We start from the raw sequence: 15,565 nt of genomic DNA, 5'->3' as shown, positions 1-15,565 counted from the left end.
TTCTAGCTTCTTCGATAAATATTACATAGAAACATACATGTTATTCAAAGAATTAAACCTCATTGAGCCGATTTTAAAGGCGCTTGAGAAAGAAGGTTATACACAACCGACACCTATACAGGAGCAATCCATCCCAACAATATTAAAAGGAAAAGATTTATTAGGCTGCGCACAAACAGGAACAGGTAAAACTGCTGCTTTTGCCATCCCGATGTTGCAATTATTGCACGAAAAGCATATTAATACTAAAGCAACTAAAAACATTAAAGCTTTAGTTTTAACCCCAACACGCGAACTTGCCATTCAAATTGAAGAAAGTTTTAAAGCTTACGGAAGTAACTTAAACTTACGTCGTTTGGTGATTTTTGGTGGCGTAAATCAACACTCGCAAGTTGAAGCTTTAAGAAAAGGCGTAGATATTTTAGTGGCTACTCCTGGTCGTTTATTAGATTTAATGAACCAGGGTTTTATTAGCTTAAGCACCATCGAACTTTTTGTTTTAGATGAAGCGGATAGAATGCTGGATATGGGTTTTATCCACGATGTGAAAAAAGTGGTTGCTAAATTGCCTGCTAAACGCCAAACTTTATTTTTCTCGGCGACTATGCCAGATGAAATTCAAAAGTTAGCCAACACAATTTTATCGAGCCCAACTAAGGTAGAAGTAACACCGATTTCTTCTACTGCTGAAACTATCGTTCAATCTGTTTATTTTGTTGATAAACCAGATAAAAAGAAGTTGTTAATTCATCTTTTGGAAGATAAAAAAATTGAAACCGCTTTAGTTTTTACCCGCACTAAACATGGTGCAGATCGAATTGTGAAAGATTTAGCGCATGCTGGAATTAAGTCTGCCGCTATTCACGGAAATAAATCGCAAAATGCTCGTCAACGTGCTTTAACTGACTTTAAAGATAGAAAAATTCGTGTTTTAGTAGCTACTGATATTGCTGCTCGTGGCATTGATATCGATCAGTTATCGCATGTTTTCAATTTTGAATTACCAAACATTCCTGAATCTTATGTACACAGGATTGGCCGTACTGGTCGTGCTGGTGCAAATGGTATAGCCATTTCTTTCTGCGATGCGGAGGAAAACGAATATTTATTAGATATTCAGAAACTTATTAAAATTACTTTGCCTGTTGTTGATGATCATCCTTATCCATTAACTTGGGAGAGTATGCTAGCTAAGAACCAGGTTAAGCGCAAACCACAAGCGCAATCGAAAGGCGGCGGCGGTGGAGCTAAAAGAGGCGGTGGCGATGGTAACATGAGTGGTAAACCTCGTAACGCCAGCAATAATCGTCGTTTTGGTGGAAACAGAAAAAAGAGAGATTAAAAAGGCTGGAGCATTTTAAAGCAAATGCTAATACATAAGCTTAGAATATATAATAAAACCCCTAATTGTAACAGTTAGGGGTTTCTTTTTTATAGTTTGTTTATCAAAAATGCCAATGAATATTTAGTGATATTATTTCAAAAATTCTACATTCCAAATTTTTTCTGCTTTTCGGCCAATGAGCCAGAACGAGGCTGCAAGTACAGAAAAGAATAACGCTTTATGCCAGCTATCCCAGAAATATTCAAAATATCGGGTGTATAAATTGATGAACAAAAAAGTAATTCCAAATTCTCTGGCAATATCATCGTTGTATTTTAAGCCAAATGCGGTGCTTGCAACACAAACCGTGGCAGATATTAAAGCCCAGTAGAACAGGCTTAATTGCCTAACTGAATACCATTCTTCTAAACTTGCAAAGTTGCCAAAAACAGATAAAGCCCAAAGTGCAATAAAAAGGTAAACCATTCCAGCTATGTAGGTAACTTGAAAGAAATTTTTCGTTTTAGTATTTACCTTCATCAGAAAAGAAGTTGCCGTTAAAATCACTCCAAATACTACGAATCGAAGTGGATAATTCATGCCAAGAAAATAATAATTCCAGCGGCTTAAATAGCCGGTTTCCGTACCAAACCAAGCACCAAGAGAAATGAGGGCAAAAATCCAAATCAATCTTGAATTAAAAATATAGCCTAAAATACCATAAATGAAAACTGAAATTAAAATCAGAATGGAGAAGTTTCCTGAGCCATTATCTAAAGACTTGCCGAAATAAGCAATGGCATTTGCGGTTAAAAGAATGGCAGAAAATACAATAGCTTCGTTGCTAAATTTTAAATGACCAAGATTTTTCTTCCGTCGAAAACCCAAAATGTAAAGCCAGGCAGCTAAACCACCCGATACGATTGCAATAACGATATTTGGCGTGTTATAAACCTGCTTTAAGTAATTTAGAATGGTGTTATCTATCAATAAAGAACCTAATGCAATAAAACCGCAAGCTAATGCAACCCAAAATGCATATTGTGCTAAGCGAAGCCAATCGAAATTTTTGGCCTCATAACTTTTACGTAGCTTAGTACTTGTTTCTTCGTTAATCAAGCCATCGTTTTGCCACTGCTCAATTATATCATCAAGAAATTCGCTCTTTTCTCTGTCTACTTTCATAAGTTAGGTTATAAACGAAGATAACTTTTTTAGTCGGAAGTGAGAAAGACTGAGGCGCGGCGATATGGCTTGTGAAAACTTCTAACGCCCCACCTCAGATTTTAAATTACTTCCTTAATTTTTTTATTGTTGCCTACAATCCAAATTACATCACCATTATCAAAAACAAAATCAGATGAAGGATTTAGAATTCTATCGGCTCCGCGTTCTATCCCCACAATCAATGCTTGTGCTTTTTCTCTAATTCCAGCATTTCTAATGCTTAAACCATATACAGGAGATTCGAGGTTCACAACTATCTTTTGCAAAGTCATTTCCTTATCTGGAAAACTTTTCTCCGATTCTGTTTCAGGTAAATCTACTTCCAAGATCGCTTTTACCATTGCAAGCTGATCATCTGCGCCAATAAGTAATAATTTATCATTCGGGTACAGACGTTCTTCTCTGCCAGGAGTTGGAATGGAGTTTCTGCCACGTTCAATCATAGCAATGTTAACACCATACTTTTCTCTAATCATTAACTCAGTTAGTGTTTTTCCAACCACTTCCGATTCTGGAGAAACCGTAAGTTCTGTTAAATGTGTATCCCAAGGTAAAATATCTGGTGTCTGATTTTCACGGGCATTTAAATTGAGCATAAATCTACGTTCCAGTTTATCATAAAACGACTGAAGTTTTCGAGAGAAAATTATCATTCCGAAAACAATTAATCCAAGCGCAATTCCAGCGGCAACCCAAGTATCGAAAAATTCATACATCAGGAAGCCAACGAAGAAGATACCCAGGGCAACTCTGAAAGCTTCAATGGCAATTAATGGCCCACGCGTGTATTTTTTGTTAAGCCAAAGATGCGAGTAGGCCGTTCTTTGTATTCTGCGAATTGATAATGCCCATAAGAAAGGAGCCATTAATATAAATGAAACGACCAAACTAATCACCATTGATTTTATCCCGTTTACAACATTTTCTGCAATGAATGGCTGTATGTATCTGGATGCCAGAAAAATTACGGCAACGATAATAACAGAATGTATAATGGTATTGAATGCATAACTGCGTAGTAAAATTTTCCAGTCACTTAATGTCGTTATTCCTGCTGTACTGCTGCTGTATCGCTCAATCCCGTCTAACCATTTTTTTGGTAATATTCGCGTAAGAAAATTATAAAATGGTTCGGAAAGCTTGATCAGATAGGGTGTTGTAAAAGTAGTTATTGCCGAAGCCGCTACCGCGATTGGGTATAGAAATTCACTCGTTACTTTTAGCGTTAAACCTAAGGTTGCAATGATAAAAGAGAATTCGCCAATTTGTGCTAAACTCATACCAGTTTGTACGGATGTTTTTAAAGGCTGGCCCGATAACAGTGCGCCCATAGAAGAACTGAATAATTTTCCTAATATGGTTGCGAGTGTTACCACAACGATTGGTATTGCATAATCTAGCAAAATACTCGGATCAATTAACATACCCACCGAAACGAAGAAAACTGCAGCAAATAAATCTTTAACGGATTTGGTTAAGTGTTCTATTTTTTCTGCCTGTGTTGTTTCTGCTAAAATAGACCCCATTATGAATGCGCCTAAAGCAGGAGAGAAGCCAACTTTTACAGCCAGTAAAACCATTATTAAACAAAGTGCTAATGAAACAACGAGCATGGTTTCGTCGTTCATTAATTTTCTGGTAGCTTTTAAGAAACTTGGAATTAAAAATATACCTCCTAAAAACCAAAGTACCAGAAAAAATGCAAGCTTTAGTATAGAAATTAGCATTTCGCTACCCGCAAATTGCTGACTAACAGCTACTGTTGAAAGTAAAACCAGAAGTAATATCGCGACCAAATCTTCAACAATAAGTACCCCGAAAACCAAGCCTGCAAATTTCTTATGTTTTACACCTAATTCTTCGAATGCCCTAATGATAATTGTTGTCGAGGATACAGAAAGGATACCACCAAGGAAGATACTGTCCATAGTTTTCCAACCCATTAACTTACCTGCTGCAAAGCCAATAAGCAGCATGAAAACAACTTCTACAACAGCCGTAATTGATGCTGAACCACCAACTTTAACAAGTTTTTTAAAACTGAATTCAAGTCCTAGGCTGAATAGGAGGAATATAACTCCAATTTCGCCCCAAATATTTATACTTTTTGTATCGGTAACCGAAGGAAAAAAATCAAGATGTGGTCCAACCATCAGGCCAGCTAGAATATAGCCTAAAACCAATGGTTGTTTTATTTTTTTAAATATAAGTGTTGTTATTCCTGCTGCTGCAAGAATTAATCCTAAATCGGCAATTAGATCTGGTAAATGCATGTGTAAAACTGAGTATTGAGTAATTAAAATTTTTCAGTCAGGTTTTAAAAGCCTAACATTTGGAAAAATCTGCATCGCTGCAGTTAAAAATTAAATTACTTACCAAAAAACATGTTTTGGATAGAGCATTTTAAACAGGCACCAATAGCTAAATCTTATTGTATTGATTATAACTTTGGTATTGTTGATTTTATTTGCTGAGAGAAAAAATGCCAAAACAGCGAACAGAATAAAACAACTTGTTACTGTTTTTAGCTTTGAAATTGTAATAAAGTCTTTCTCTAAACTTTCTTGATCTTGCTGAAGATGAAAGATAATTTTGGCATTCTTTTTACTCGAAACAAAGGTTTCTTTTAATTTGCTTTTTAAATTGGTTATTTCTTTTTTTGAGGTTGCGTAACCAGAAAAAGAAATAGAAATCAGAAAAAAGAATATTATGTAAAAAAGCCTCATTGCCGCTAATATAGCGAAAATGAGGCTTTTTTGAAAGTTAAAAAAACTTTAAACTATTTTTCTAAAGAAGCAAAATAGTTTAAAGTGGCTTCTTTATCTTTTTGTAGCTGAACGGTGAGCGCTTCTAAACCTGTAAATTTAACGTCGTGACGTAGGAATTTTAAAAAATTCATTTTAATATCCTGTCCGTAAATTTCGCGGTTAAAATCAAAAATATTCACTTCGATATTTCTGGTCATGCCGTTTATGGTTGGGCGTTGACCAATGTAAGCCATCCCTTTAAAAGTTAAAGGTTTAAGATTAACAGTTGGATTTTCAGAAGTCGTTTTTGAATCTGTAACTGTTAAATCTGAATTCATTTCTACCGTTACAGCATAAATTCCATCGCCAGGAATTAGCTTGTAAGTTTCTTCGACAAAAATATTGGCGGTTGGAAAACCAATGGTCCGGCCAATTTTATCGCCTTTAATTACTCTGCCGAAAATAGAAAAAGGATAGCCTAAATAATCAGCCGCCAAGCTAACATCGCCAGCTAAAAGTGCCTGTCGGATTTTGGTAGAACTTACGGCAACATCGTGGATATCCTGCTCCATGATTTCTTCGACGGTGAAACCAAAATGCAATCCTGCGGTTTTTAAATCGGCTAAATTCCCTGAGCGATCTTTACCAAAACGATGGTCGTAACCGATAATGATATGTTTGGTACCAATGTTATTTACCAAAGTATTTTTAATATAATCATCTGGTAGCTGGTTAGAAAAATCGCGGGTAAAAGGCGTTATAATTAAATGATCGACACCCAGACTTTTTAAAATTTCTGCCTTTTCATTTATGGTGTTTATCATTTTTAAATCCTGGTTTTCAGGATCAATAATCATCCTTGGATGAGGGAAAAAAGTTAGGATTACACTTTCGCCGCCATCTGTTTTGGCTTTTTCTACCAGTTGTTTAATTATTTTCTGATGTCCAAAGTGTACGCCATCGAAAGTGCCAATGGTTACAATGGCGTTATCGAGCTTAGTGAATTCGGATAGGTTGTGATATATTTTCAATGGAACAATCTTTTTTTTACGATGGGTTTTGCATGAGGGATGGAAGCGGTATCATTTTTTGTTTATCCATAGATAAGCTTAGGACGGCATAGACAAAAAATATTTAGCGTACAGCCCGACCCCTTGCGTAGCTTGGGGGCATGCCCAAATTTATTTTAATAATTTATTAATGTAAAGCATGGCGCTTAACCACACCACCTTTTAAATCGGCAATTTGTTGTTGTATAACAAAAGCATCTGCATCAATTTGTCTTATTGCAGTTTGCAGTTTGCTCATTTCTAATTTAGTAACAACTGTAAAAATAATATCGATATCTTTTTTCTCTCCGTAACCACCTTCTCCTTTATAAATGGTTACGCCACGTTTCATTTCCCCAATAATAAAGCCTTTTATAGCTTCCTGATGTTCGGAAATTATGGTTACGCCCGTGTATTGTTCTATGCCGTTTACAATAAAATCGATGGTGTAAGACGCGGATAAATAGGTTAAAATTGCATAAAGTGCCGTTTCTATATTTAGAAAATAAGCTGCAAATGCAAAAATGATGATGTTTAAAATTAAAATGATGTTTCCAACGGTAAGAATACTGTTCTTACTGATGTAGAGCGCTAAGACTTCTGTACCATCGATTACACAACCGCCACGCATGGCCAAGCCAATTCCACCGCCTAAAAATAAGCCCCCAAAAAAAGCAATTAATAACCGATCGTGTGTAATGGGTTGAAACGGGAAAATTATTAAAGCAATAGAAAGCGCTGCAATGGCAATTGCCGTTTTAATGGCGAAAGTTTTGCCAATTTGGCGATAACCCAAAATAACAAATGGAATATTTATAATAACGATTAGGTAAGATAAATTCCATTTGGTTAAGGTGCTTATTAAAAGTGAAATACCTGTGACCCCACCATCAATGAATTCGTTTGGCATTAAAAAGCTTTTTAAACCAAAACAAGCAGAGGTTACACCCGCTGCAATTAAAAGAATCTCTTTTATAAAACGGGTATTCTTGTTTCTGATGTTGTTCATACTTCGGTTTCTGCTTTAGCTTCTTCTTTCCTGCTACGAATATAATTAACAAGTTCTAAAACCTCAAACGCATCAGATAGCAAAAAACTACCGCTGCGGGTGCGGGTTAGTTTCGAAAGATAAGCACCATTATTTAATGCCTTGCCGAAATCGGAAACTAAAGAACGAATGTACGTTCCCTTACTACAAACAATTCTAAAATCTATTTCTGGTAATTCTATTCTGGTAATTTCGAATTCTGGAACTGTTACAAAGCGCTTGCGTAATTCTACTTCTTCGCCTAAACGAGCTTTAACGTATAAACGTTCTCCATTTATTTTAACTGCAGAATGTGCTGGTGGATATTGTTCGATATCACCCGTAAATTGAGCAGTTGAAGCGTAAATTTGTTCATTGCTAATTTGGCTGATGTCGAAAGTTTTGTCAACCTCAGTTTCCATATCGAAAGATGGGGTAGTGGCACCTAAAACCATAGTGCCAGTATATTCTTTTTCTTCGGCCTGAAAGGTATCTATTTGCTTGGTAAGCTTGCCTGTGCAAATAATAAGCAGTCCTGTAGCCAGTGGATCTAACGTACCAGCGTGGCCAACTTTTAATTTTAGTGGTTTTAAAGAATTACGAATTTTACCAACCACATCAAAGGAAGTCCATTTGTATGGTTTGTTAATTAATAATAGTTCGCCTTCTGCGAAATTGAACTCTTTAAATTTTGAATTTTCTGTACTCACAAATCTTTTTTGCGCAAAGATACTGATTATATAATTTGCATACTGTGACCAGTAAGCAACAGGATTATAATTACCAGGCCAGCAATAATTCTGTACCAGCCAAACATTTTAAAGCCATGTTTATTTAAATAACCAATAAAGCTTTTAATGGCAAGTAAGGCAACAACAAAAGCAATAACATTACCAATAATTAAAAGATTAGTTTGCTCTGGCGTAATGGTGTGCCCTTCTTTATAAAAATCGTAAAGCTTTTTGGCTGTTGCTGCAAACATTGTGGGTACAGCTAAAAAGAATGAAAATTCTGCGGCAACTTTTCGGCTTAACTTCTGTGTCATACCACCAACAATAGTAGCTCCTGAGCGAGAAACACCAGGAATCATAGCTATACATTGAAACAAACCAATTTTTAAAGCGGTAAGATAGCTAATATCTTCTTCCTCGTTTACGGTTGGGTTGTTAAACCATTTATCTACAAATAATAAAATAACACCACCAACTAAAAGTGAAATACCTACGGCCATCGGACTTTCTAAAAGCTCATCTATTTTCTTGCTTAATAACAGGCCAAATACTGCTGCTGGAATAAAAGCAACCAAAAGTTTAATGTAAAAATTTATCGATTTAAAAAACCTTTTGAAATACAAAACTACTACAGAAAGTATGGCGCCTAATTGAATCGCAATGGTAAATAGTTTAACAAAAGGATCACTTGCAATACCCATAAAAGATGAGGCAATAATCATATGTCCTGTACTTGATACAGGTAAAAACTCGGTTAATCCCTCAATAATTGCAAGGATAATGGCTTCGAAAGAATTCATGTTTTTTTAGAAGAGTAAAAACGAAGAAAACGCTTAGTTAAAAAAATAAGCGTTTTCCGATCGTTCTGTTAGGGTGAAATTATTTTTTAAGAATGGCGTAAATACCGAAGGCAAAGCCTAAAAGCACAACTAATGGCGCTAATAAAGTTCTTCTGAAATCGTAAATATCGCCTGTGGTTCCCATCATTAAAATGAAACCGACTGCTACAATTGCGATACTAATTAACAGTAACTGATAGTTCTTTTTGGTAAAAACCAATTCGCTTTTAACTTCCTTTGTAATCGGACTTGTTTTTTTTTCTGCCATTATCTATAAAGATTGTAAGATTTTAAACGTAAATATCTGCTCACTGCAAACCATGTACTAATGCCTGTAATAAAAATACCAACAATTACTAAACCGATAAACACTAAACCGAACTCCCTGTAATTATTAAGTATAATAATTTCTGGAACTTCTTTACGAGCATAAATCAATGTTGCCAATAAAATAATAATTGCAATAAATGCGGCAATTAAACCATGTAATGCAGCAAATAATAAGAAAGGACGCCTAATAAAGTTTTTCGTTGCACCAACAAGCTGCATACTTTTAATTAAAAACCTTTGTGAGTAGATTGCTAATCTTATAGTGTTGTTAATCAGTGCTATAGAAATTACCAGCAACAGTGCTGCAAATGCTAAGATTACTAAGCCAATGGTATTTATGTTTTTATTTACCATATCGATTAAAGAACTCTGGTAAACTACCTCTTTAACAACTGGATTTTTAGCAATTTTTAATTTTAACGCATCTATGCCCTTGTTGTTGGCATAATCTGCTTTTAAATACACATCGAAAGTAGATGTTAACGGATTGTAACCTAAGAAATTAACAAAGTCTTCGCCTAAATCCTGAGTTAAATTTCTTGCTGCAAGCTCTTTATTTACATATTGAGTTTGTTTTACAGCAGCTTCCGAATTCAATTCTTTTTGGAAAGCTAAGATATCGGCTTCCTTCGCACCTTCGTCAACAATAATATTTAAAACGATATTTTCTTTAACGTAGTTAGATAGGTTTTTGGCATGTACAAGTACCAACCCAAGCAGTCCTAGCATTAATAAAACCAAAGCAATACTTATAATAGTAGAGATATATACGGTTTTGGTTTTCTTAGATGCATCACTTACTTCGAATTCTTCCATGTATTTTATTTTTGTTTCTGCGAAAATATAAATTATACCTGATAAACACCAATATTAGGCATTGTTAAATGAACATTAACGCCTAAACTGAATATTTAGTTTGCCATATAATTGGGTATTTAACTTACAGATTTTTATAAAACCGTACCAAATTTCGATAAATCACGTTAATTATAGAAACTGAAACTAAAAATCACCTAAATGAAAAAACAAGTTACAATTCTGAGCCTTTTCCTTATCGTTAGTGCTACATTATTTTCGTGCAAAAAAGATACAACATCTGTAAAGTCTCGTATTATTGGAAAATGGACTGTAAATAAAATCGTGGTAAGCGGAAATACAAACGAATTACTTAATGGTACCTTTAACTATACAGCCAATGATTATTTAGATTTTAAGGCAAATAATGATGACCAGGTAGAGCTGAGTTTAACAAATCAGCGTACAATCGGGAGTTTTGTTACCTCTTTAGGTAACGAATTTAACCTGGTTTTTCCCGAAGGAACTTCTTACTGTAACATATCAACACTTAGTGCAACGCAACTTCAATTTACAGCTAAAATCGATAAAACTAATATTGTTAAAGTTTACACCTTAACCCGATAAAAATCTTAATCCCCCGATTATTTGCTTTGCGCCATTGTTTTTTATAATCAATGGCGCATTTTTTTTGTAAAAATAATATGAAAAGGTTCTTTCAGTTTTTCATCGGAAGGTGCAGTCGGGCTGTACGCTAAATCTTTTTGTTATCGTAATCTCGATATTGTCGAAGGGATGAACAAAAAAGTATATCGCTTCCATCCCGTTTATAAACGTTGGCTTGTTCCCAAAATTAAAATACGAACAAAGTAAAAATCTGTGTTTCGTTGGTAAAAAAGCGATAAAAATTATGTTTCACTAAACCCCTTAATTTCCGTAATTTTGCCCCTTTAAAAAATTAAAACTTGCAATGGATTACCAATTCAAAGAAATAGAACAAAAGTGGCAGAAATTTTGGGCCGATAATCAAACATTTAAAGCCGAAGGTAACTCTGAAAAACCAAAATATTATGTGTTAGATATGTTTCCATATCCATCGGGAGCAGGTTTACACGTTGGTCATCCACTGGGTTACATTGCATCCGATATTTTTTCAAGATACAAGCGCCTTAAAGGTTTTAACGTTTTGCATCCAATGGGTTACGATTCTTTCGGTTTACCTGCAGAGCAATACGCTATACAAACGGGTCAACACCCAGCAATTACAACTGAAGCTAACATTGCAACTTACCGTCGTCAGTTAGATCAAATTGGTTTTTCTTTCGATTGGAGTCGCGAAGTTCGCACCAGTGAACCATCTTATTACAAATGGACGCAATGGATCTTCATGCAACTTTTTAATTCATGGTATAACATCGAAAACGATAAAGCAGAAGATATTTCTACCTTAATTGAGAAATTTAATGCATCGGGTTCTGCAGATGTGAAAGCGGTTTGCGATGAAGATGTGAAATCATTTTTACCAAGCGATTGGGCAACTTTTACCGAAGAAGAAAAACAAGAGGAATTATTAAAATATCGTTTAACTTATCTACGCGAAAGTACAGTAAACTGGTGCCCAGCTTTAGGAACTGTTTTGGCTAACGATGAAATTAAGGATGGTTTTTCTGAGCGTGGTGGTTTCCCTGTTGAGCAAAAGAAAATGATGCAATGGAGCATGAGAATTACCGCTTATGCCGATCGGCTTCTACAAGGTTTAGATACCATCGACTGGCCAGAGCCAATAAAAGAAATGCAACGCAACTGGATAGGGAAGAGTGTTGGTGCGAGTGTAAAATTCCAGGTTGAAGGCAACGATAAACAAATTGAAGTTTTTACTACCCGCGTAGATACCATTTTTGGTGTATCTTATTTGGTTTTAGCACCAGAACACGAATGGGTTGCCGAACTAACAACAGCAGAACAAAAACAAGATATACAGAATTACATCTCTCAAACTAAAAAGAAATCGGAATTAGACCGCATGGCGGATACAAAAACCGTTTCTGGAGCATTTACTGGTACTTATGTAATTAATCCTGTTAGTGGCGAACGCGTTCAACTGTGGATTGCCGATTACGTACTTGCAGGTTATGGAACAGGAGCGGTAATGGGTGTACCTAGTGGCGATCAACGCGATTGGTTATTTGCAACGCATTTCAATTTACCAATTATCCAGATTTTGGATGCTCAGCGAGAAATCGAAACACAAGCAGATCCAACCAAAGAGGGTAAATATATTAACTCTGGTTTTATCAATGGATTAACTTATAAAGAAGCTGTTCCGTTTTTAAATAACTGGTTAGAAGAAAAGAAAGCTGGCAAAGCTAAAGTTAACTTCCGCCAACGCGACGCGATTTTCGGTCGCCAACGTTATTGGGGAGAACCAATTCCAGTTTACTTTAAAGATGGTTTGCCATATTTGGTAAAAGAAGAAGAATTGCCTCTAATCTTACCAGAAATTGATAAGTATTTACCAACTGAAACTGGAGAACCACCTTTGGCAAGAGCCGAAAACTGGACACCAAAAGATGGCGACCATTACGAATTAAGCACAATGCCAGGTTGGGCTGGAAGTAGTTGGTACTGGTACCGTTATATGGATGCGAATAATAATAATGATTTTGCATCAAAAGAAGCTATTGAGTACTGGCAAGCAGTAGATTTATATATTGGTGGCTCTGAACACGCAACTGGTCACTTATTATACAGCCGTTTCTGGAATAAATTTTTGAAGGATTTAGGTTACACTAAAGAAGAAGAACCTTTCAAAAAATTGATTAACCAGGGGATGATTCAGGGTAGGAGTAATTTCGTTTATCGTATTAATGATGAAAACGGAAAGCCTACGAATACTTATGTTTCGGCTGGATTAAGAAAAAATTATAAAACTACAGCTTTGCATGTTGATGTAAACATTGTAGAAAACGATACGCTTGATTTAAATAAATTCAAAACCTGGAGAGAAGAATATTCAAACGCTGAATTTATTCTTGAAGGTGGAAAATACATCTGTGGTGTTGAAGTAGAAAAAATGTCGAAATCAAAATTCAACGTGGTTAATCCAGATGATTTGATTGAGCGTTATGGAGCAGACACATTACGTATGTACGAAATGTTCTTAGGTCCCTTGGAGCAGAGCAAACCTTGGAATACCAATGGTATCGAAGGTGTGTTCAAGTTCTTGCGTAAATTCTGGAGGTTATTCCATAACGAAGCCTGGGAATTCACCGTTTCTGATGCAGAACCAACAAAAGCAGAACTAAAATCATTGCACAAAATCATCAAAAAAGTTCAGGATGATATTGAGCGTTTCTCGTTCAATACTTCTGTTTCCAGTTTCATGATTGCCGTTAACGAATTAACGGATTTAAAATCAAACAAACGCAGTATTTTACAAGATATGGTGGTGATTTTATCGCCTTACGCACCACACATTTGCGAAGAACTTTGGATTCAGTTAGGTAACGAAGCAGGATCCTTATCTTATGCAGAATTTCCAATTTTTAATCCCGAACATTTGGTCGAAGATGAATTTGCATATCCAGTTTCTGTAAATGGTAAAATGAAAATGAACTTAAATTTGAGTTTAACTTTAGCGCAACCAGAAGTAGAAGCAATTTTATTGGCAAACGAGCAATTTCAAAAATTCTTGGATGCTAAAGCGCCTAAGAAAATCATCTTTGTAAAAGGAAAAATTATTAACGTAGTTATTTAATCTGAAAGGATAGATACCAAAGCGGAAAGCGCTTTACAGGATTTTATAAAAGAAACCCCCGAGTTACATATTCAGTAGCTTGGGGGTTTTGTTTTAGACATCTTTATTGATCGAAAACCTTACGGATCACTTTTTTGTTTTACCTAAAACCTTATCTTAGTTAAATGCAAACACTGCTTACTTCTACTCAAATGCGACTTGCCGATGAATTTACCATCGCATATAAGCCAATTGCTTCTATAGATTTAATGGAAACAGCGGCCAGGGCATTTGTTAAAGTTTTTCTGCGAAACGAATTCGATACCAACAAAAGCGTAGCTATTTTCTGTGGAAAAGGTAATAATGGTGGCGATGGTTTGGCAATTGCCCATCTTCTGCTTAATAACGGTTACGAAAATATTAAGGTTTATGTAATTAATTTCAGTAAAAAGAAAAGTGCCGATTTTGCCATAAACTTACAGCGATTAGATGAATCAAGATGTAAGAAAGTGGTAATTGATCGAGCTACTGATTTCAAAAATATTAAAGCAGATATAATTATTGATGCCATTTTGGGATCGGGCTTGAATAAGGCTTTGGAGGGTGAATACGCAGAATTAGTAAAGCAAATTAATAACCTTAATAAAAAAGTTTATTCGGTTGATGTACCCACAGGTTTTTTTGCAGAGGGTAGGTTAACTGCAGATTATAATGGTATAGTTGCCTATAAAACTATTTGTTTTCAAAGGCCAAAAATCAGCTTTTTTTTTCCTGAAAGTAAGTTGGCCACCAAAAGTTACGAAGTTGTTGAAATTGGATTAGATGAAGACTTTATTCAAAAGCAGGAATCAGAATTTTATCTGGTTGAAAAAAAAGATATTGAAAAAATATTAAAACCAAGAGAAAATTTTAGCCATAAAGGCACTTATGGGCACGCATTAATTATTGCAGGTAATTCCAATACAATGGGTGCGGCTTTACTTTCGAGTATGGCTTGTTTACATACTGGAGCAGGTTTAACAACTGCATGTATCCCGCAAAGCGGATTAATTGCCCTAAATGCAACTTTGCCAGAAGTTATGGCTTTACCCAGAGATGAGTACACCCGAATAGAAAACCCCACAAAATATCAAGCGATTGCTATTGGACCAGGTTTAGGTATTTCGGCAGAGCATGAACGATTACTGGAGAGCTTATTTGCAGCAAATTTGCCTTTAATTATTGATGCTGATGCCTTAAATATTTTATCTGAAAGGCCAGACTTGATTGAGAAAATTCCTGAACAATCTATTTTAACCCCACACATGAAAGAGTTTGATAGATTATTTGGCGAACATTCGAACTGGTGGGATCGGTTACAAACAGCAAAAAACCAATCGGTAAGACTAAAAATAGTTATCGTCCTTAAAAATCAGTACACCTTCGTTTGTAGTCCAAATGGTAAAGTTTACATCAATCCAACTGGTAACCCTGCAATGGCGCAAGGTGGAATGGGCGATGTTTTAACTGGTGTAATCGCAGCATTTGTTGCACAAAAATATTCTTCGTTGAATGCTGCAATCCTAGCTTGCTTCGTGCATGGGCAAACAGGCGACCAATTAGCTGATGATAAATTTGTGATAACTGCTTCGCAAGTGGCTAAAGAAATTTCTGGAGTGATTAAGACAATGGTGCCTTAATTTTAAGGTGATTAGGACAAAAATTTGGTATCATCAAAATGAATCGATTTTTGCAAATGATATTTATGTTTTGATCTTTAA

Annotated in this window: 12 protein-coding genes; 4 read left to right on the top strand and 8 right to left on the bottom strand. The window is 35.6% G+C overall.

From position 1 onward, the window contains the following. The first annotated feature begins 37 nt into the window (after positions 1 to 37). Positions 38 to 1,342: a DEAD/DEAH box helicase gene (locus ACZZZI_RS05555; RefSeq protein ID WP_344765381.1), complete on the top strand. Its 1,305-nt coding sequence runs from the start codon at positions 38 to 40 to the stop codon at positions 1,340 to 1,342. 132 nt (positions 1,343 to 1,474) lie between these two features. On the opposite strand, the gene ACZZZI_RS05550 is transcribed toward ACZZZI_RS05555, so the two are convergent. From ACZZZI_RS05550 to ACZZZI_RS05515, 8 genes are all read right to left on the bottom strand, one after another. Further along, complete coding sequence (locus ACZZZI_RS05550; protein WP_463488891.1) at positions 1,475 to 2,509, bottom strand: DUF2157 domain-containing protein; 1,035 nt, start codon at positions 2,507 to 2,509, stop codon at positions 1,475 to 1,477. A 101-nt stretch (positions 2,510 to 2,610) separates the two neighbouring features. Further along, positions 2,611 to 4,824 (bottom strand): cation:proton antiporter domain-containing protein, encoded by a 2,214-nt coding sequence (locus ACZZZI_RS05545; protein WP_463488890.1) that lies wholly within the window; start codon positions 4,822 to 4,824, stop codon positions 2,611 to 2,613. 506 nt (positions 4,825 to 5,330) lie between these two features. Further along, the gene (locus ACZZZI_RS05540) at positions 5,331 to 6,329 is read right to left on the bottom strand and encodes a bifunctional riboflavin kinase/FAD synthetase (RefSeq protein ID WP_344765375.1); all 999 of its coding nucleotides are present in this window, start codon (positions 6,327 to 6,329) and stop codon (positions 5,331 to 5,333) included. A 166-nt stretch (positions 6,330 to 6,495) separates the two neighbouring features. After that, complete coding sequence (locus ACZZZI_RS05535) at positions 6,496 to 7,356, bottom strand: YitT family protein (protein ID WP_316763371.1); 861 nt, start codon at positions 7,354 to 7,356, stop codon at positions 6,496 to 6,498. Further along, complete coding sequence (truB, locus tag ACZZZI_RS05530) at positions 7,353 to 8,084, bottom strand: tRNA pseudouridine(55) synthase TruB (RefSeq protein ID WP_424057166.1); 732 nt, start codon at positions 8,082 to 8,084, stop codon at positions 7,353 to 7,355. The genes ACZZZI_RS05535 and truB overlap by 4 nt, the downstream gene beginning before the upstream one ends. A gap of 26 nt (positions 8,085 to 8,110) precedes the next feature. After that, positions 8,111 to 8,905 carry an undecaprenyl-diphosphate phosphatase gene (locus ACZZZI_RS05525; protein ID WP_463488889.1) on the bottom strand — a complete coding sequence of 265 codons (795 nt, stop codon included), beginning with the start codon at positions 8,903 to 8,905 and terminating at the stop codon, positions 8,111 to 8,113. A gap of 79 nt (positions 8,906 to 8,984) precedes the next feature. Further along, a complete protein-coding gene (locus ACZZZI_RS05520) occupies positions 8,985 to 9,212 on the bottom strand; it encodes a DUF3098 domain-containing protein (RefSeq protein ID WP_316763364.1) in 228 nt (75 codons plus the stop codon). Continuing rightward, on the bottom strand, positions 9,212 to 10,090 hold the full coding sequence (locus ACZZZI_RS05515; RefSeq protein WP_316763361.1) for a cell division protein FtsX: 879 nt from the start codon (positions 10,088 to 10,090) through the stop codon (positions 9,212 to 9,214). Before ACZZZI_RS05515 ends, ACZZZI_RS05520 begins: the two co-directional genes overlap by 1 nt. A gap of 201 nt (positions 10,091 to 10,291) precedes the next feature. Here ACZZZI_RS05515 and ACZZZI_RS05510 point away from each other — a divergent pair, with 201 nt between their 5' ends. From ACZZZI_RS05510 to ACZZZI_RS05500, 3 genes are all read left to right on the top strand, one after another. After that, positions 10,292 to 10,696, top strand: coding sequence for a hypothetical protein (locus ACZZZI_RS05510; protein WP_316763359.1), 405 nt, complete (start codon positions 10,292 to 10,294; stop codon positions 10,694 to 10,696). A gap of 343 nt (positions 10,697 to 11,039) precedes the next feature. Beyond that, a complete protein-coding gene (gene leuS / locus ACZZZI_RS05505; protein ID WP_463488888.1) occupies positions 11,040 to 13,826 on the top strand; it encodes a leucine--tRNA ligase in 2,787 nt (928 codons plus the stop codon). A 164-nt stretch (positions 13,827 to 13,990) separates the two neighbouring features. Beyond that, positions 13,991 to 15,484, top strand: a complete 1,494-nt coding sequence (locus tag ACZZZI_RS05500; RefSeq protein WP_463488887.1) for an NAD(P)H-hydrate dehydratase — start codon at positions 13,991 to 13,993, stop codon at positions 15,482 to 15,484. The last annotated feature ends 81 nt before the right edge of the window (positions 15,485 to 15,565 follow it).

The organism is Pedobacter sp. AC190, from assembly GCF_979258025.1.
Note: the sequence above shows the minus strand (reverse complement) of the source record. Positions and strands in the feature narration are given on the sequence as shown.